The 17,667-nt window shown below is 64.2% G+C and carries 15 protein-coding genes and 1 pseudogene; 10 read left to right on the top strand and 6 right to left on the bottom strand.

Annotated elements, in window-relative coordinates:
• Window positions 1–124 precede the first annotated feature (124 nt).
• The 3 genes from AC56K1_RS13860 (at window position 125) to AC56K1_RS13870 (ending at window position 2,708) form a co-directional block, all read left to right on the top strand.
• Window positions 125–1,636 carry a CYTH and CHAD domain-containing protein gene (locus AC56K1_RS13860; RefSeq protein ID WP_497158411.1) on the top strand — a complete coding sequence of 504 codons (1,512 nt, stop codon included), beginning with the start codon at window positions 125–127 and terminating at the stop codon, window positions 1,634–1,636.
• A 456-nt stretch (window positions 1,637–2,092) separates the two neighbouring features.
• Window positions 2,093–2,437, top strand: coding sequence for a hypothetical protein (locus AC56K1_RS13865; RefSeq protein ID WP_497158412.1), 345 nt, complete (start codon window positions 2,093–2,095; stop codon window positions 2,435–2,437).
• 22 nt (window positions 2,438–2,459) lie between these two features.
• Complete coding sequence (locus AC56K1_RS13870) at window positions 2,460–2,708, top strand: hypothetical protein (RefSeq protein ID WP_497158413.1); 249 nt, start codon at window positions 2,460–2,462, stop codon at window positions 2,706–2,708.
• 75 nt (window positions 2,709–2,783) lie between these two features.
• Here AC56K1_RS13870 and AC56K1_RS13875 read toward each other — a convergent pair whose 3' ends face one another.
• Window positions 2,784–3,203, bottom strand: coding sequence for a hypothetical protein (locus tag AC56K1_RS13875; RefSeq protein WP_497158414.1), 420 nt, complete (start codon window positions 3,201–3,203; stop codon window positions 2,784–2,786).
• Window positions 3,204–3,897: 694 nt separating this feature from the next.
• Between AC56K1_RS13875 and AC56K1_RS13880 the strand changes: the two genes are divergently transcribed.
• Window positions 3,898–4,080, top strand: a complete 183-nt coding sequence (locus AC56K1_RS13880; RefSeq protein WP_497158415.1) for a hypothetical protein — start codon at window positions 3,898–3,900, stop codon at window positions 4,078–4,080.
• A gap of 212 nt (window positions 4,081–4,292) precedes the next feature.
• Here the strand turns inward: AC56K1_RS13880 and AC56K1_RS13885 are convergent, their stop codons facing one another.
• A complete protein-coding gene (locus AC56K1_RS13885; protein WP_497158416.1) occupies window positions 4,293–6,020 on the bottom strand; it encodes a methyl-accepting chemotaxis protein in 1,728 nt (575 codons plus the stop codon).
• A gap of 315 nt (window positions 6,021–6,335) precedes the next feature.
• Here AC56K1_RS13885 and AC56K1_RS13890 point away from each other — a divergent pair, with 315 nt between their 5' ends.
• The 4 genes from AC56K1_RS13890 to AC56K1_RS13905 all read left to right on the top strand — a co-directional run bounded on the left by AC56K1_RS13890 (window position 6,336) and on the right by AC56K1_RS13905 (window position 10,326).
• Complete coding sequence (locus AC56K1_RS13890; RefSeq protein WP_497158417.1) at window positions 6,336–7,736, top strand: L-cystine transporter; 1,401 nt, start codon at window positions 6,336–6,338, stop codon at window positions 7,734–7,736.
• A gap of 132 nt (window positions 7,737–7,868) precedes the next feature.
• Window positions 7,869–8,630, top strand: a complete 762-nt coding sequence (locus AC56K1_RS13895; protein WP_497158418.1) for a histidine phosphatase family protein — start codon at window positions 7,869–7,871, stop codon at window positions 8,628–8,630.
• 11 nt (window positions 8,631–8,641) lie between these two features.
• Window positions 8,642–9,652: an NAD(P)H-hydrate dehydratase gene (locus AC56K1_RS13900; RefSeq protein ID WP_497158419.1), complete on the top strand. Its 1,011-nt coding sequence runs from the start codon at window positions 8,642–8,644 to the stop codon at window positions 9,650–9,652.
• Between the two features lie 257 nt (window positions 9,653–9,909).
• Window positions 9,910–10,326 (top strand): hypothetical protein, encoded by a 417-nt coding sequence (locus AC56K1_RS13905; protein ID WP_497158420.1) that lies wholly within the window; start codon window positions 9,910–9,912, stop codon window positions 10,324–10,326.
• Window positions 10,327–10,540: 214 nt separating this feature from the next.
• Here the strand turns inward: AC56K1_RS13905 and AC56K1_RS13910 are convergent, their stop codons facing one another.
• From AC56K1_RS13910 to AC56K1_RS13920, 3 genes are all read right to left on the bottom strand, one after another.
• Window positions 10,541–13,747, bottom strand: coding sequence for an efflux RND transporter permease subunit (locus AC56K1_RS13910; RefSeq protein WP_497158421.1), 3,207 nt, complete (start codon window positions 13,745–13,747; stop codon window positions 10,541–10,543).
• Between the two features lie 3 nt (window positions 13,748–13,750).
• On the bottom strand, window positions 13,751–14,926 hold the full coding sequence (locus tag AC56K1_RS13915; protein WP_497158422.1) for an efflux RND transporter periplasmic adaptor subunit: 1,176 nt from the start codon (window positions 14,924–14,926) through the stop codon (window positions 13,751–13,753).
• Between the two features lie 223 nt (window positions 14,927–15,149).
• Complete coding sequence (locus tag AC56K1_RS13920; protein ID WP_497158423.1) at window positions 15,150–15,572, bottom strand: divergent PAP2 family protein; 423 nt, start codon at window positions 15,570–15,572, stop codon at window positions 15,150–15,152.
• A gap of 154 nt (window positions 15,573–15,726) precedes the next feature.
• On the opposite strand from AC56K1_RS13920, the gene AC56K1_RS13925 reads away from it, so the two are divergent.
• Entirely contained in the window at window positions 15,727–16,800 is a 1,074-nt protein-coding gene (locus AC56K1_RS13925) for a DUF475 domain-containing protein (protein WP_497158424.1), read from the top strand.
• Between the two features lie 102 nt (window positions 16,801–16,902).
• Window positions 16,903–17,313, top strand: coding sequence for a DUF8785 domain-containing protein (locus AC56K1_RS13930; RefSeq protein ID WP_497158425.1), 411 nt, complete (start codon window positions 16,903–16,905; stop codon window positions 17,311–17,313).
• Between the two features lie 104 nt (window positions 17,314–17,417).
• On the opposite strand, the pseudogene AC56K1_RS13935 reads toward AC56K1_RS13930, so the two are convergent.
• Window positions 17,418–17,667 (bottom strand): annotated as a pseudogene (locus AC56K1_RS13935) (hypothetical protein); the annotation flags it as partial.

Here is a 17,667-nt window from a genome sequence, read left to right on the forward strand (position 1 = left end):
GAAGTATATCGTCCGCGGCGCGACAGCGGGAGCACGGATGGGGTAGGATCGGCCATTGTCATGCTAGGCCGGCCTGCGCCGAACCGCGTTGCCGCTCTGTTACGCTCACGTTGAAAGGACTTCCATGGAAACCGAACTCAAGTTGCAGGTTCCGCCCGCCCAGCTCGAGCGGATACGACTGCACCCGATGCTGGCCGAACTTGCCGCCGACGGCGCGCAGGAACATCACCTGGTCGATACCTATTACGACACTGCCGGGCACGATTTATGGAAACAGGGCCTGACGCTGCGCGTGCGCGAGGACGGCGGCGCCTGGATCCAGGCCGTGAAGACGGCGGCGGCCACGTCCCCCGGGCTGCATGAACGTGGCGAATGGGAATGCGCGCTGCCCGATGCTACGCCACAACCGGCACTGCTGGCGCGCCAGATCAAGCCGGGCGCCCTCTCCGAGCTGATCGGGCGTAAGGAAATCACCGGGCATTTGCTGCCGATCTTTCGCAACGTCACGCGCAGGACCACCTGGGCACTGAAATGGCCAGACGGCGACGAGGTCGAATGCGCGCTCGACAGCGGGCGCATCGAATCGGGCGAACGCAACGCCGAGATTGCCGAACTCGAACTCGAGATCAAGCGCGGCTCCTCGCACCACCTGTTCGAACTGGCGCTGGCGCTGCATGCGGACACTCCGCTGCGCATGTCGAACGGCAGCAAGGCGTCGCGCGGCTTCGCCATGCTCGAAGACAAACCCACGCACCCTATCAAGGCCGAGCCGGTCGGGCTCGACCGCCGCGCCACGCTGGAAGATACCTTCCAGAAGATCGGCCTGAATTGCCTGCGCCAGCTCGAGTCGAACGTGCCGGGCGTACTGAAGCAGGACGTCGAGAGCCTGCACCAGATGCGCGTGGGATTGCGGCGCCTGCGCGCGCTGGTCAATATGTTCGACGAGCTGGCGCCGGCGCCGGCCGAGGTCCAGGAAGGGCTGGAGTGGCTGGCAGGGGCGCTGGGCGCGACCCGCGACTGGGACGTTTTGGCCGATTCGACGCTCGACCGGATCCACGGCATCGATCCGGCTGCGCTACGCCAGGCTGCGCGGGCGCGGGCCGGCAAGCTGCACAAGGAATTGCTGCAGACCTTGCAGGCGCCCCGCTTCACCGAGGTGCTGCTGAACCTGAACGGCTGGCTGCACGGGCGCGGCTGGCGGCTTGGCGCGCCTTTACCGAAGCGCTCGCCGCTGGCCGGGCGCGCGGACAAGGCTTGCCTGCCGCTGCTGCGCAAGGCTGAAAAGCGCCTCAGCAAACGCATCGCCGACTTCGACGGCAAGGAACCGGCCCAGCGCCACCGGATCCGCATCGCCGCCAAGAAAGCGCGCTACGGCGCGGAATTCTTCCGCGACCTGCTGCCTGCGAAAGAGGTCAAGCACTATGTCTCGCAGCTGTCGGACCTGCAGGACCATCTTGGCCTGCTGAACGATTTCGCCGTTGCCGATCACCTCTTGCCGGAACTGCAAAAAGGTAATGGCGAACTGTCGCGCCAGGCCTCGTATGCCCGCGGCTACCTGGTCGCCGCGGGCGAAGCCGACAGCCGCGAACTGGCTGCTTCCCTGAAAGCGGTGGCCAAGCTACGCCTGCCGCGCTAGCACGGCAATGCGCCGATTCAGGCGAGCGCCGGCAACGCGAGGATGCGCGCTGCAATATCAGCTGGAGGGCATGATTGGTTATAGCGTTTGGCTAGCGCTGCAGGTCATTGATTGATAAAGTTTTCCTACTCCGCCCCGGCGACTTTTCATCCGTTGATCGCAGGTTCGAATCCCGCACGGCCTGCCACGATTACCCACAAAGCCCACGAATTCACGTTCCTGGGCGTTTTGCTTTTCCGGCCTGATCCTGAACGCCTCATGGATTCCCGGCCGACCTGACCATCACGGTACCGGCTTCCCACGCTCAGCAGTGCGAGCTCTCCTTGCAAGCGGTCCTCAGCTTATGTAGACCAAGATAAGATTGAGTATGAAGATGATGAGGCGGTTTCCGAACCCGACAAGAGCCGGGCGGCCACGAACATCTATGAAAAACTGGGCGCCGGGAACGAACGACTCTTGGCAGAAGAATCCGACATTCGATCGACAGGCTGGACACAAGAAGCGGTGCGTGAAGCCTTGGCGGGATTGCCGTCGATCATGGCGCAGTTCAGCGAAAAAAGGATGCTCCCGCAAACTGCCGAATCTTTGCTCAGCCCCATTTATGATGTGTCGATCAAGACCTATCAGCCGGTGCAGGGTTTCCAGGTTCCGTTAGAAGGTGCAGATGCGCAGGCTCCGGGCCATGAACCCGGGCCGGGTCGGCTTGATGTGCATGGTCAAGTCTGGGCAAATCTGCATGTCAACAGACCTGCCCTTGCTGTTTGGCGCTGCTGGTCCGCAAGCCGTAAAATACGCCTTTGAACTTTACGCACAGAACACCAGCATGGAAAACATCGACCAGCGTTACCTCGTCCAGCAAAACAAGCTCGCCGACAAAGAAAACAAGGCGCCCGTGTTCGCCAAAGTCATGCGCAGCAAGGAAGGCAAGTTCGAAGGCGTCTCCTTTATCAGGAACAAGGAAAAAGCCACCGTGATGACGGTGGCCGACGCCCAGGAAGTGATCGACTGGGCCACCAAGAAAAAAGGCAGCGCCCACGAATACACGACCAAGATCATTTGCGTCGGGCAGTAATCGCTGCGGTGCAAGGCCTGAAAAAAAACGCCAACCTTCGGGTTGGCGTTCTTCGTTGCAGCTTGAAACTTTCGTTCAGCGCTGCGCCAGCGTCGCCGTCACCACGATCACCTGGGCAACCCTCGAGTCGGCCGGCACATAGCTCATCACCATGTCGTCTCCCTGGTCGCCGCGGTTGAAGACCATTTCCACATTGCCGTCACGGGAGACGAATCTATCCTTGGATAGCGCAACGAGATGGATCGGACGCTGCTTGTCGATGCGCGCGGAAATACCGCTCGCTGCCGGATCGACCTTCAGGTGCCAGCCATTGGACAAGGCGTACTGGCCACGGACGGTGTCGAGGTCTTCCTGGAAAACACGGCGTGCCGGGGCGGTCACCTGCACACTGGACATGGCGCTGTCGGCCGTTACCGGATACTTGCTTGCCTGGGCGCCGGCGTCGGACGCCAGCACCAGCAGGCTGGCAGAAACTGCCAGGGATAGGGAACGCATGATTGCTCCTTCGCGAAAATGGACTAGGCGTTGCCGGGCTGGCGCAGGACGACATCGGGCGCGGTGCCTGGCGGACGGGTAGCGCAATGCTGGCCATGCCAGAAGCGGTTAACCCAGTCTAGGGCGGCGTCTACTGCACGCAAGGACGGTGTGCCAGGCATCACGAAACGGTCTCGAAGCGTCGAAAGTCAGATAGAGACGAAATGATCCATGAATCGCTTTGCATGCCGCTTTTTTGCATTGCGATCCGCCGTCGGCAGCCGATTCCGGCAAGCGCCGATGTTGGTTCTTTCCGACCGACGCAATGCAGTCCGGGCTTGACTTTCTATCGGCGCGGCAGGATATTGTTGATGAGGAGCAATTAGTTGAGCTTGTAACGAATCGTATGCGGTCTTGAATTCGATAGCCCGGCATGTAAAATGAATAACATGTCGTGCAGCTCACCCAACCGGGCGGATCGCAGCACGGGCCGAATGTTGAAGTCGACGCCAAGCGCATGTCCACAACCCTTGCCTGTGCCCACCTGCCTGGAATGATCCAGCCACCGCTGCCCGGCTTGCCTGAGCTCCGCGAGCGCGGCAAGGGCAAGCCCTTCCGCGGACCCGGCCGGGCCCAATTGGCAGCTTGACGACGCTTCGCATCCGGCACACCAACCAGGACCAGTCTCCGGTGGAGACGGCAATAAGGAACCTTCATGAACACCGAACATTCGCATCCAAGCATCCATCCAGCCACGGTCGACCGCAGCAACCCTGCCGCGCCGAAGCGTACCTTTGCCAAGAGCATCGTCTCGAACGGCCGCCGCCTGCGCCAGCGCGTGGGCGTGGCGGCCGGCCTGTGCCTGGGGCTGGCGGCGCTCGTGCTGGTCCTGGAATAAACCGCATTCGTCGTTCAGCCGCAGCTCGTTATCCCAAAGGCCAGGCCGGTTAGCCTGGCCATCCTGAGGCGGCAAGCTGCGCGATGCGGTTTTCTTCCCGAAGTCGTGGCGATCGGTCGACCTGCCTTATCCGCCACGCATATCCACCAAGCTGCACACTCCCCTTGCGCAAAGCCCGCCGTCGCGAAATGCGACGGCTGCGCGTGTCATCGTCAGAACTCTTCCCAGCCCTCCGTTGCCTGGGCCGCGGGCGATGGCGCGCCCTTGCCCGCCGTTTTCGGCGCGGCTGGGGCTTTGGCCGGAGCCGCCGGCTTCTGCACTGCCCGCGTCATAGTGATCGCGGCGCGCTGGGCCGGCGGCCTGGCACGGACCGCCTGAACGGCAGGCGCTGCCTGCGTATCGAGCCTGAACGCACCCACTGTCATGGCCAGCTGGGCCGCTTCATCCTGCAGCGACTGCGCCGCGGCCGAGGCCTCTTCGACCAGCGCTGCGTTCTGCTGGGTCACCTGGTCCATCTGGGTCACGGCGTCGTTGATCTGTTCGATGCCCGCGGTCTGCTCCTGGCTGGCAGCGGTGATCTCCGCCATGATGTCGGTGACGCGGCCCACGCTCTCGACGATCTCGGCCATCGTGGCGCCGGCCTGGTCTACCAGCTCCGAGCCGTGGTTTACCTTCTGGACCGAATCGTCGATCAAGACCTTGATTTCCTTGGCTGCCGACGCGCTGCGGTGCGCCAGGTTGCGCACCTCGCTCGCGACCACGGCAAAGCCGCGGCCCTGCTCGCCCGCGCGTGCGGCTTCCACTGCCGCATTGAGCGCCAGGATATTGGTCTGGAACGCGATGCCGTCGATGACGGCGATGATGTCCACGATGCGCGTGGCCGAGGTATTGATCTCGCCCATGGTGCGCACCACCTGCTCGACCACCGCGCCGCCCTTGCCCGCCACCTGTTGCGCGGACGCCGCCAGCACATTGGCCTGGCGCGCATTGTCGGCATTCTGCTTGACGGTCGAGGTCAGCTCTTCCATCGACGAGGCGGTCTCTTCCAGCGAGCTGGCCTGCTGTTCGGTACGCGACGACAGGTCGAGGTTGCCGGCGGCAATCTGGCCCGATGCGGTGGCGATGGTGTCTGTGCCGCCGCGCACGCGGGTGACGATGTCTACCAGCGAGCCGTTCATGTCCTTCAGCGCCTGCAGCAGGCGGCCGGTTTCGTCGTTCGAGGTGACCTGGATATCCTGGGTCAGGTCGCCGGCGGCGACGGCGCCGGCGATCTTCACTGCGGCCTCGATCGGGCGCACGATGGCGCGCACCAGCATCCAGCCGACCACGGCGGCCATCAACAAGCCGAACGCGAGGCCGGCCAGGCAGACCAGGCGCACGGTTTCATAGGCCGCCAGCGAACGCTCATAATCTGCTTTCGCCACGTTCTGCTGCAGCGCGATCAGTTCGCCGCCGAGGGCGCCGACCGGCTGGAAGCGGCGCGACATCTCGCCCGCCACCAGCTCGCCCGCCAGGGCGCTGTCGTTGGCGCGCAAGGCCGCCACCGCCGGCACCAGGCCTTGCGCGAGGAAGGCTTTGCGGGCCTCGACGAACTTGCCGACCAGAGCGGCTTCCTCGGTGGTCAGCTCGGTCTGTTCGTAGGCCTTCCAGGTGGTGGAGGCGGCAGCGATATTGGTGTCGACTTCCTGCATGAAGGCGCTGCGCTGGGCGTTGTCGCTCATGCCGACGGCTTTCGCGACCAGCAGCTGATTGGTCGTGATCAGTTGCATCACGCGGCTGAGCTGCCCGAGGGCCACCAGGCGGTTGTCGTAGAGGTTCTTCAGCTCGTCGTTGGCCTTGCCAAGGTTATAGATGCCGATCAAGGCTCCAATGACAAGCTCGGCTGCGAGAAAGCTGATGACGAAGATAAGGCGTGACTTGATGGTCAGGTTATTGAACATGGTGCGCTCGAAAAGGGTGGCAAAAGACGATGTGGTGACATCTTAAAATCTAGAAATAGATTCTCATGCGCAACGCATATTGACGAGCGCCTTGGTAGCAATGATGCGGCTCTGTCGCAGCCGCGCCACGGAACGTTGCCAAGAGAGCACCGCCTGTAGCCGTCCTGGCTAGACATCTCCACAAGATCAGACGTGCCCGCCTTCCCACAGCCGGGCACGCCCTCGTAGGCGGCAATGTCGGTTTGCCTATAAAATGCCCTGATAGATTTCCACAGCGCACTAACTGTGCGCGAGTGCTTCACACAAAGGCTCCGAATGAACTTCCCTCTTCTGCTCAACCTGGCAGTGGCGCTGGCGCTCTGCGCCCTGCTCTACCGCATGCAGGCAAGGCATGCCTCGTTCACCACGCGCGTGTTCACGGGCCTGGGCCTGGGCGTGGTGTCCGGCGCGGCGCTGCAGGCGATCTACGGGGTGACCTCGCCCGAGATCGCGGCCACCAATGCCTGGCTGGACGTGATCGGCAGCGGCTATGTGAAGCTGCTGCAGATGATCGTCATCCCCCTGATCATGGTGTCGATCGTGCAGGCCATCCTGAAGCTGCGCAATGCGTCCTCGCTCGGCACCATCAGCACGCTGACGATCGGCATCCTGATCGCCACCACCATCGTGGCGGCCGCGATCGGCATCCTGATGGCCAAGCTGTTCGGCCTGAGCGCGGTCGGCCTGACCGCCTCCAGCGCCGAGCTGGCACGCGGCGAATACCTGCAGGGCAACCTGGCCGCGGCGAAGGATATTTCGCTCCCAAGCATGATTTTGTCCTTCATCCCCGCCAACCCCTTCCTCGACATGACCGGTGCGCGCAAGACCTCGACCATCGCGGTGGTGGTGTTCGCGATCTTCATCGGCATCTCCGCCACGGGGATCGCAGGCAAGAAGCCGGAAGTGTTCCAGTCGTTCAGCGATTTCGTGCACATGGCGCACGTGATCGTGATGCGCATGGTGACCCTGGTGCTGCGCCTGACCCCGTTCGGGGTATTCGCGCTGATGGCCAAGGTGGTGGCCGGCTCCAGCCTGCAAGACATCCTCAGCCTGGCGAACTTCGTGGTCGCCTCTTACTGCGCTCTGGCGTTGATGTTCTGCGTGCACCTGCTGCTCGTTGCAGGCAGCGGCCTGAACCCGCTGCGCTATGTGCAGAAGATCTTCCCGGTACTGGCTTTTGCCTTCAGCTCGCGCACCAGCGCCGGCTCGATCCCGATGAGCGTGGCGACCCAGACCGCCCGCCTGGGCACGCCAGAAGGCATCGCCAATTTCGCGGCCTCGTTCGGCGCGACCATCGGCCAGAACGGCTGCGCCGGCATCTACCCGGCCATGCTGGCGGTGATGATCGCCCCCACCGTCGGCATCGACCCGATGACGGCTTCCTTCCTGCTGCCCCTGCTGGCGATCGTCGCCTTCGGGTCGATTGGCGTGGCCGGCGTCGGCGGCGGCGCGACCTTTGCAGCGCTGATCGTGCTGTCGGCGATGGACTTGCCGGTGGCGCTGGCGGGCCTGTTGATCTCGGTGGAGCCGCTGATCGACATGGGCCGCACCGCCCTGAACGTGAGCGGCTCGATCGCGGCCGGCACGGTCACCAGCCGGGTGCTCGGCCAGACTGACTTGCGCGTGTTTCATAGCGACGCGGAAAACAACCTGGACAGCGAAACACAGGCTGTTTAATCGCTTGAAAGCAAGCTTGTAAGCGCCCTCCGACGCAGCCGCGAGCCACTCTGGAAAGGCTGCAATCGTGCGCTTTGCGCCCGTAGAATCCGTCTATGATGACGCCATGTCAACATCATCGATGGACTGTTAATGGAACAGAAGTGGCCCCAGGAAATCTGGCTGGTCAGGCATGGCCAGAGTGCGGGCAACGTGGCGCGCGACCTGGCGGAAGCAGCCGCCGGACACCGTATCGACATTGCCGACCGCGACGTCGACGTGCCCCTGTCCGAGCTCGGCGAGCGCCAGTCGCAGGCCCTCGGTTCCTGGTTCGCCTCGCTGCCGCCCGAGCAGCAGCCGACCGTCGTGCTGCACTCCCCTTACGTGCGCGCCGCCGAGACCGCCAACATCATGATGCAGCGGCTCGACCGCAACAAGCTGGTGATCGAATCCGACGAGCGCCTGCGTGAAAAAGAATTCGGCATCCTCGACCGGCTCACCACCTACGGCATCGCCCACCATTATCCCGAGCTCTACGAGCAGCGCCAGCACGTCGGCAAGTTCTATTTCCGCCCGCCCGGCGGCGAGAGCTGGTGCGACGTCATCCTGCGCCTGCGCAGCGTGGTCGACACGCTCAACCGCGAATACTGCAAGGAACGCGTCCTGATCGTCGCGCACCAGGTCACGGTCAATTGCTTCCGCTACCTGTTCGAGCGCCTCAGCGAAAAGACCATCCTCGATTTCGACCGCGCCGGCGACGTGCCGAACTGCTCGGTGACCTCCTATCAGTTCGACCCCGACCTCGGCAAGTGCGGCCACCCTGCCCTGCGCCTCGTGAATTTCGTGGCGCCGCTCGAAGCGACCGGCACCCCGGTTACCGCCAGCAAGGACCTGCCAGCCGCCCCGAAGGCATAAGGCCCACTTCCATGGACACACTCATCGATCCGCGCGCCGGCGCGACCGTCCGTACTACTGGCGTCCTGGACGTCGACACAGCCCTGCTGCGCAGCTGGCCGGTGCCGATGCCGTCCGAAGAGGGCGACAAGGAAATCCGCGGGCATGTGCTGGTGCTCGGCGGCTCCTGCGAAATGCCGGGCGCCATCATCCTGGCCGCCACCGCCGCGCTGCGGGCCGGCGCCGGCAAGCTCACCATCGCCACCGGCCAGAGCGTGGCCCAGCTGGTGGCCCTGGCCATGCCCGAGGCGCGCGTCATCGGCCTGCCCGAGCATGCCAGCGCAGGTTTCTGCATCGACGCCATTGCCAGCCTCGACCCGCTGGCCGACCACGTCGATGCCGTGCTGATCGGCCCCGGCATGCAGGACGAAGCGGCCACGGCCGAGCTGGTGCATGCGCTGCTGCCGCGCCTGTTGGATTCGCGCGTTGCCGTGGTACTCGATGCCTGCGCCATGGACGCGCTGCTGCACCCGCCTGCGGGCTGGCCGGAAGGCAGCCCCTGGCGCTTCGCACGCCCGGTGATCGTCACGCCCCATGCGGGCGAGATGGCGCACCTGACCGGTATCGCAAAAGACGACATCAACGCCGAACCAGACCCGAAGGCGCTCGAGGCCGCGCAGGCCTGGAATGCGGTGGTCGCATTAAAAGGTGCGCGCACTGTCATCGCAACGCCGGATGGAACGTTGTACCAGCATGAAGGCGGCAATGTCGGCCTGGCGATTTCCGGTTCCGGTGATGTGCTGGCCGGGATCATCGCAGGCCTGGCGGCGCGCGGTTCGCCGCTTGACCAGGCCGCCTGCTGGGGCGTGGCCCTGCATGCGCGGGCCAGCGAATGCCTGGCGCAGCGCATGGGCACACTCGGGTATCTGGCGCGGGAAATTTCTCAGGAAGTCCCCGCGTTGCTGGAACAGGTCGCCGGCAAAGGTGCCGGCGGCGACGAAACCATCCGGCCACAACCGGTGGGTTGGGGAGTGGGCGTGTAGCACCTGCTCTTCGAGCACTCCGCAGCAGCACCGCGGAAACGAGTACGAGGTGTGCGATCCGGCGAACTGGCAGGCTCACCGCCAGTCTTGTATCACAGCCGGGTTCGTGCGCTGATGGGGCCGCGTATTGCGTCGGTTCCCTGATGGGTCCACTGCTGGGTTCAACCGCCCCTCGGAGGACCTGACCTGGCGCTGCCGGGACTCCACGGCTGACCGGAGCCCGCGGCACAAGATAGACGTGAACGAGGAGTTAAACAATGAAAGCACTGACTCAAGCACCAAAAATCCTGCTGACTGCTGCCGTGTTGGCCTCCCTGCTGGGCGCATGCCGAAAGAACGAGCCGGCAACCGACACCACCACCACCACTGACACGTCGGCGACCGCCCCAAGCAGCACCTCGGGCACCACCGGCACCACGGGTGATACCGGCACTGGCGCAACCGGCACCGGCGCGACCGGCACCACCGGCACCATGACCGATCCGGCCACCACGCCCCCAACCGGCACCACCACCGATCCGTCGATGGCCCCGCCACCGACCGGCACCGGCGCCACCGGCACCGGCGCCACCGGCACGGGCGCGACCGGCACTTCGGGCACTTCGGGCACGACCGGCACCACCGGCACCGGCTCGTCCACCACGCCGCCGCCGACCGGCACCACCCGCCAGTAAGCGTCCGGCTGCAAGACCAGGAACGGGGTCCGCGACGCGGGTCCCGTTCCTGCCGGAAGGCCGGGGTCGTCCCTCGCCTTCGCATGTTCGATCGCCAGCCCGGCAAGGCTGGCTTTTTTGTTTTCGGCGGCCGAAAAAAAACGGCCAGCGCAAGGCTGGCCGTCAGGCGGTAGCTGGAAAGCAGGCGGCCCGCGGGCCGCCCTTCCCCCTTCGGTCAGGCCGGCTGTGCCTTGCCGCGGCCGCGGCCGGTAGCGCGGCGCACCAGGCGCATGATCGAACGGTAGATCAGGCGCACGAACACCAGGGTCAGGATGGCCTCAATGAAGGTCATGAAGAACGCAACGATCACGTTATAGCGCGCTGCACGGCGGTTGAACTTGGCGAACATGCGGTCGCGGGCGATCTCGATGCTGTCGTAGAAGGTCGGTACAACCAGCAGGGTCAGCAGCGTCGAGGTGATGGTGCCGCCGATGATGGCGATCGCCAGAGGCTGGTAGAACTGGCCCGAATCGCCCAGCGCCATGGCCACCGGCAGCATGCCGGCGATCAGGGCGAAGGTGGTCATCAGGATCGGACGCAGGCGTTTGCGGCCGGCCTGCATCAGCGCTTCCTCGCGGTCCATGCCTTCGTGTTCCAGCGCACGGGCTGCGTCGAGCAGCAGGATCGCGTTCTTTGCCACCAGGCCCATCAGCATCAGGACGCCGATCATGCTCATCAGGTTGAGCGTGTTATTGGTAAGGATCAGGGCCAGCACCACGCCGATCAGGGACAGCGGCAACGACAGCATCACGCCCAGCGGCGCGGTGAATGAGCCGAACTGCATCACCAGGATCAGGTACATCAGGCCGATCCCGGCGCCGAGCGCGATCAGCATCTCGGTGAACAGCTCTGCCTGGTCTTCACCCTGGCCGCCCAGCGCCAGGCCATAGCCCGGCGGGAAGTCGAAGGTCCTGGCCAGTTTCATCGCGTCGGCGGTCACTTCGCCCGCCGAACGGCCCTGGGCGTTGGCCGACACGGTGATCATGCGCTCGCCATCCTTGTGGCGGATACCGGCCGGGCCCTTGCCCATGGTGATCGTGGCGATCTGCTCGAGCGGCACCATCATGCCGGTGCCGGCCACCGCGATCGGCAGGCGCTCGATGTTCTCGGTGTTGACGCGGTCTTCCGGATGCAGTCGCACGGCGACGTCGCGGGTCTCGCTGGTCGGGTCGACCCAGTCGCCCACCTCGATGCCGGCGAAGGCCACGCGCAGCGCCTGGGCGGCGTCGTTGACCGAGATGCCCATGGCGTTGGCCAGGCCGCGATCCAACACGATCTGCAGCTCGTTCTTCGGATCCTGCTCCGACAGGGTGACGTCGACCGCACCCGGCACCTGGCGCAGCTTCTCCATGAAGGCGGCGGTGATCTCCATCAGCTTGCGCGAATCCGGACCGGTGAACTCGACCTGGACCGGCTTGCCGCCGCCGTTGAGGTCGTCGATGACCACGTATTCGGCGCCGACCAGCGGGGCGATCTTGTTGCGCAGCTCGGCGCCGATCTCGGTCGCGCTGCGCTTGCGGGTGCTGCGCTTGCCGATGTCGATGTAGACGCGGCCGCCGTTCGGGTTGATCGAGCTGTTGGTGTCCTTGGTTTCCGGGATGGCGCGGGCGATCTCGGCCGCCGCTTCCAGCTTGCGGCGCGCATATTCGACGCTCGACGAGGCCGGGGTGCGCACCTCCACCATCAGGTTGCCGCCATCCGACTTCGGCAGGAAGCTCGATCCACCGAAGAAGTGATGCAGGACAATCGCGCCGATCAGGCTGCCGACAGCGATCGCACCCATCCACTTGCGGTGATGCAGTGCCCAGGCAATGACGTTGCCGTAGCGGTCGGCCTGGTGGTCGAACCAGACGTTGAAGCGTTCCAGCACGCGGCTGATGCCCTTCTTCGGCTGGTGGTGGTAGTCAGGTGGGTCGCCCCAGAAAGCCGACAGCATCGGGTCGAGCGTGAACGAGATGAACAGCGACACGATGACCGAACAGGTCACGGTGAGTGCGAACGGACGGAACCACTCGCCGGAGACGCCCGGCATGAAGGCGACCGGCACGAACACGGCCATGATCGAGAAGGTGGTCGCAGCCACGGCCATGCCGATCTCGGCAGTGCCCTCGAGGGCGGCGGTGCGGCGGTCCGAACCTTTTTCCATGTGGCGCACGATGTTTTCGCGCACCACGATCGCATCGTCGATCAGCACGCCGATCGCCAGCGACAGGCCCAGCAGGGTCATGAAGTTCAGCGTGAAGCCGCACAGCCAGACCGCGATGAAGGCGGCCAGCACCGAGGTCGGCAACGACAGTGCGGTGATCAGGGTCGAGCGCCAGGAATTCAGGAAGGCGTAGACGACGAAGATGGTCAGCACGGCGCCCAGCACCAGCGATTCGATCACGTTGTTCAGGCTGCTTTGGGCTTCCTCGCCGCCATCGCGTACGACGTCCAGCTTGGTGCCTGCAGGCATTTCCTTGTTGGCTTCTTCCACCAGCTTGTGGACTTTCTTGGCCAGGGACACGGTCGAGGCATCGCGCGAGCGGGCAATCTGCAGGCCGACGTTCGGCTTGCCGCTGCGGATCGACAGGTTGTTGACGTCGGCGAAGCCGTCCTTGATCTCGGCGACCTGGTTCAGGCGCACGATCTGGTCGCCATTACGCTTGACCACGACTTGCGAGAAATCTTCCGGACGCTCGATGCGGCCGACCAGGCGGATGCCCTTCTCGTCCAGTTCGCTGCGCAGCTTGCCCACCGGGGCGTTGGTATTCTGGGTGCGCAGCGCGTTGGTCACTTCCGAGACCGACACGTTGAACTCACGCAGCTTCTCGGCGCGCAACAGGACCGACAGCTCGCGGCGCAGGGCGCCGTTCACGTTCACGGTCGAGACGCCTTCGATGGCGCGGAACTTGTCGGCCAGCACGTCTTCGGCATAGCGCGAGATCTCGGCGTGGGTCTGCGAGCTCGAGGACAGCGCCAGCTGCATCACCGGCTCGGAGGCAGGATCCCAGCGCCGCAGCACCGGTTCGCGCATCTCGATCGGCAGCTTGTAGCGCACCGCGGCGATCGCGTTGCGCACGTCGTCCGAGGCTTCGATGACGTTGCGGTCGAAGTCGAACTCCATCCAGATCGACACGCCGCCTTCATACGAGTTGGAATTGAGCTCGGTCACGCCCTGGATCGCCAGCATCTGCTTTTCCAGGCGGTTGGTGATCTCGCGCTCGACTGTCTCGGGCGAGGCGCCCGGATACGGGATGTCGACCACGACGACCGGCACCTCGACGTCCGGGTTCTGGTTGACCTTCAGTTTGGACAGGGCGAGCAGGCCCATGGCCATCATGGCCACGATCAGGACGATCGTGGCAACCGGCCTCTTGACACTGAAATTGGAGAGGAACATGGATTATTTCCCCTGTACTGGTGCTGCGGCGGCCGCACTGGCCACGCGTGCCGGCGGCATCTCGACCTTCTGGCCGTCCTTCAGGTTCGAGGTCGGGGCGCGCAGCACGACGTCGCCGGATACCAGGCCCTGCTTGATCTCGACATTACCGGTACGCGGGTCGCGCGCGCCAACCACCAGCGGAACCTTGTTCAGGGTCTTGTCCTTGATGCGCCAGGTGTAGGCCTTGTCGCCGGCTTTCACCAGCGCCGCTTCCGGCAACATCAACGCGCTGCTGCTCTGGGCATCGACGCGGCCTTCAGCGTACAGGCCGGCCACGCGGGGCTGGGCCTTGTCGGCGAACTCGACCAGCACTTCGACCTGGCGGGTGACGGCATTGGCGGCCGGGTCGATGCGCTTGATGACGCCGGCGAACTGCTGGTCGCCGTAGCCGTTGACGCGGAAATTGACCTTCTGGCCCACTTTCAGGGTCGAGATCGAGTCGGCCGAGACGCGCGCTTCGAAGCGCATGCTGTTCGGATCGATCACCTTGACCAGTTCCTTGCCGATGTTGGCGGTGTCGCCGGCCGAGACTTTACGCTCGGAGACGATGCCATCGAAAGGCGCGCGCACCACGGTGCGGTTGAGCAATTGGCGCGCGCTAGCGGCGCGGCTCTTGGCGGCCGACAATTCGCTCTGGGCGCTGTTGCGGCGCACTTCCGCGTCGTCCAGGCCGACAGCAGAAGCCATGCCGGAAGCGCGCAGGGTCTTCATGCGCTCGAGCTGTCGGTTGGCCTGGTCGAGGGCCTGGCTGGACGAGCGCACGGTCGCTTCGGCCGATACCAGGCTGTCGCGGATGGCGGTTTCGTCCAGGCGCACCAGCACGTCGCCGCGCTTGACCGGCTCGCCGTTGTCTTTCAGGACCTGCAGCACCACGGCCGAGACTTCGGCGCGCAGGTCGGCCTTGCGTTCCGGCTGGATCGAGCCGGTGACCACCGGGCCGCTGGTCAGGGTGTCGCTCTGGATGGTCAGCACGTCTTCCGAGGCGACCTTCAGCTGCGAAGGACGCTTGTCCTTGGGATCTTTACCATCGGCCGTGGCGCTCGTTTCAGCGCCCGGTTTGGCAGGCTCCTTGGCCTCCTTGCTGCAGGCGGCGAGCGCCGTGGCCATGGCAAGGACGAGTAGTGATTTGCGCAGCATTGTGGTTCTCCAGAGAAGGACTCAGTGATCTTGTAAATATTAGAATATGGACAGCCAGCGCGCAGTATCGAGTAGTGACCTGCAGGCGTCAATTGACGACTCTGCATAACGCGGAAATCGTGGGATGAACTGCGATATTTGGCGATGAGCTGCATTCCGGGTGGCTGGAATGCAGCGCTTTTGCGGACGGGCGGACGTCCGCCTGTCCGTCCGCCGGGCCGCGTCAGGCCGCGCCGAATACCGCGTTGATCAGGAAGCCCATCCCGATGCCGGTGGCGATGCCGCCGGTGATCTCGACCAGGGTGTGGCCCATGCGCTCGCGCAGGACGACGTGGCCCACGGTGTCGCACGCCAGCCTGTTGAGGGCCGCCGCCTGGCGGCCGACGTGCTGGCGCAAGCTGTTCGCGTCGATCATCACGATGAACGCCAGCGTCACCGCGACCCCGAACGCCGGGTGGCCCATCCCTTCGCGCAGCGCGATGAGGGTGGCCATGCTGGTAACCACGGAGCTATGGTTGCTGGGGAAGCCGCCATTGCCCACGAGGTTGAAGGCCCAGCGGCGCTGGCGCGCGCTGGTGATCAAAAACTTGATCGGGCCGACCACCATCCAGGTCAGCACGGGAGTAACTAAGTAAACAAAATCCATGTCTCAGTCCAGGTGAATTGATGCCGGCCGGAATTATCTCAGATGCAAGCCTCAGTAGATACACCTTCTGCCTCCGAGCGCGGCATTGCTGCGCCGTCCGCAAGCCTGGAACGGTAATATTCCTCCAACACGACTACACAGGCAAGGGGACGTCATGCGGCACTTTCGGTTGTCGATCGGAGTCACGGTCATCCTGATGGCCCTTGCCGGCTGGTGGGGCTATGAGCACCGGGGCATCGGCGGCCTGCTGCAGGCACTCTGGATCACCGCCGTGCTCGGCGTGCTCGAAGTGTCGCTTTCTTTCGACAATGCCGTCGTCAACGCCTCGGTCCTGCGCGGCTGGAACGAGTTCTGGCGCAAACTGTTCCTCACCGTCGGCATCCTGGTGGCCGTGTTCGGCATGCGGCTGCTGTTCCCGCTCGTGATCGTCTCGGCCGCCACCGGGCTCGGCCTGGTCGAAGTCTGGCAGTTGGCCATCGACAGCCCGCGCGAGTATTCACGCCACCTCACCGAAAAGCATGCCGAGGTCGCGTCTTTTGGCGGCGCCTTCCTGATGCTGGTGTTCCTGAACTTCCTGTTCGACGAAGAAAAAGAATTGCACTGGTTCGGCTGGCTCGAGGAAAAAGTCGGCAAGTACGGCACCGAGGGCCTGGCCATCCTGATCACCCTGTCGGCGGTCTGCGGCACCATGTCGCTGATGAATCCCGCGCGCAAGCTGCCGGTGCTGGTCGCCGGCGTCACAGGCGTGCTCATCTACATCGCCGTGCAATGGCTGAGCCGCCTGCTCGAGAGCGAGGAAAACGACCCGGCAGTGGGCAAGATGATTGCCAAGGGCAGCATCGGCGGCTTCCTCTACCTGGAAGTGCTCGATGCCTCTTTCTCCTTCGACGGCGTGATCGGCGCCTTCGCGATCACCAACGACGTCGTCATCATCATGCTGGGCCTGGCGATCGGCGCCATGTTCGTGCGCTCGATGACCGTGTTCCTGGTCTACAAGGGCACGCTGGACGAATTCGTCTTCCTGGAGCATGGCGCGCACTACGCGATCGGCATCCTGGCGATGATCATGTTCGCCAGCGTCCACTACCACATCCCGGAATGGTTCACCGGGCTGTCGGGGCTGGCCTTCATCCTGGTGTCGCTGCGGTCCTCGGTGCGCTACCGGCGCCGGGTCGAGCGCGAGGAGCACGAGGACGAAGCGCGCCGCACCGCGCTGGGCAAGTCCTGAAGACATGCAGGGGATTTTGTTATTTTGCCAAGCCGTGGCAGAATGGGCGCGGCTGCCCCTTGCCGCCTCCCTCATTCACTTTTACTCCTGACCACTGCCGCCATGCCCAACGCCCTGCCAAAACGCGCCACCGCCCTCCTGCTCTCCGCCATCGCCGCCGTGCTGGTGCTGTTCGCGCTCTACACCTGGTTCACGCTGAGCTGGTCGTATTCGGAAGGCGAACGGGCGGGCTACCTGCAGAAGTTCTCGAAAAAGGGCTGGCTGTGCAAGACCTGGGAAGGCGAGCTCCTGCTCTCGAGCATGCCGGGCGCTATTCCCGAACGCTTCACCTTCACGGTGCGCGACGAGGCGGTGGCCAAGCAATTGCAGGCCGCGATGGGCCAGCGCGTGCAGGTGACCTACGAACAGCACCGCGGGATTCCGACTTCGTGCTTCGGCGAGACGGAGTATTTTGCGACCAAGGCGAGCATGGGGCCGGTCAATCCGGTGGGGGCGAGTCAGGCGGGGCAGTGATACGTTTGGCGACTTGATGAGTGCTGATTGATATGCGTGGCATATCATTAAATTGGGTTCCCGCCTGCGCGCACTGGTGTCCAAGATAATTCGATACCTCTTCACTAGAGTGCCCCCGGCCGCTTCGAGGGCGCTGTTCTAGCTTGTTTTGGACGCGTTCGGGCAGGCTTCGTGTTGATCACGGGAGGCTCGAACAAAGTGGCAGTAATCAGGCTGAGGCAATGCCATAGCGTGTGCTTGATGCCATGCGCCTGCTTGTACAACGCGACCAGCAAGTATGAAATCAAGGCCGTCACAATTTGGATATGCACGGCATTTGGACTGCGTCCGAAGAATGCTTTGATCTTCAGGTGC

Source organism: Telluria sp. ZB4P37 (assembly GCF_059685855.1).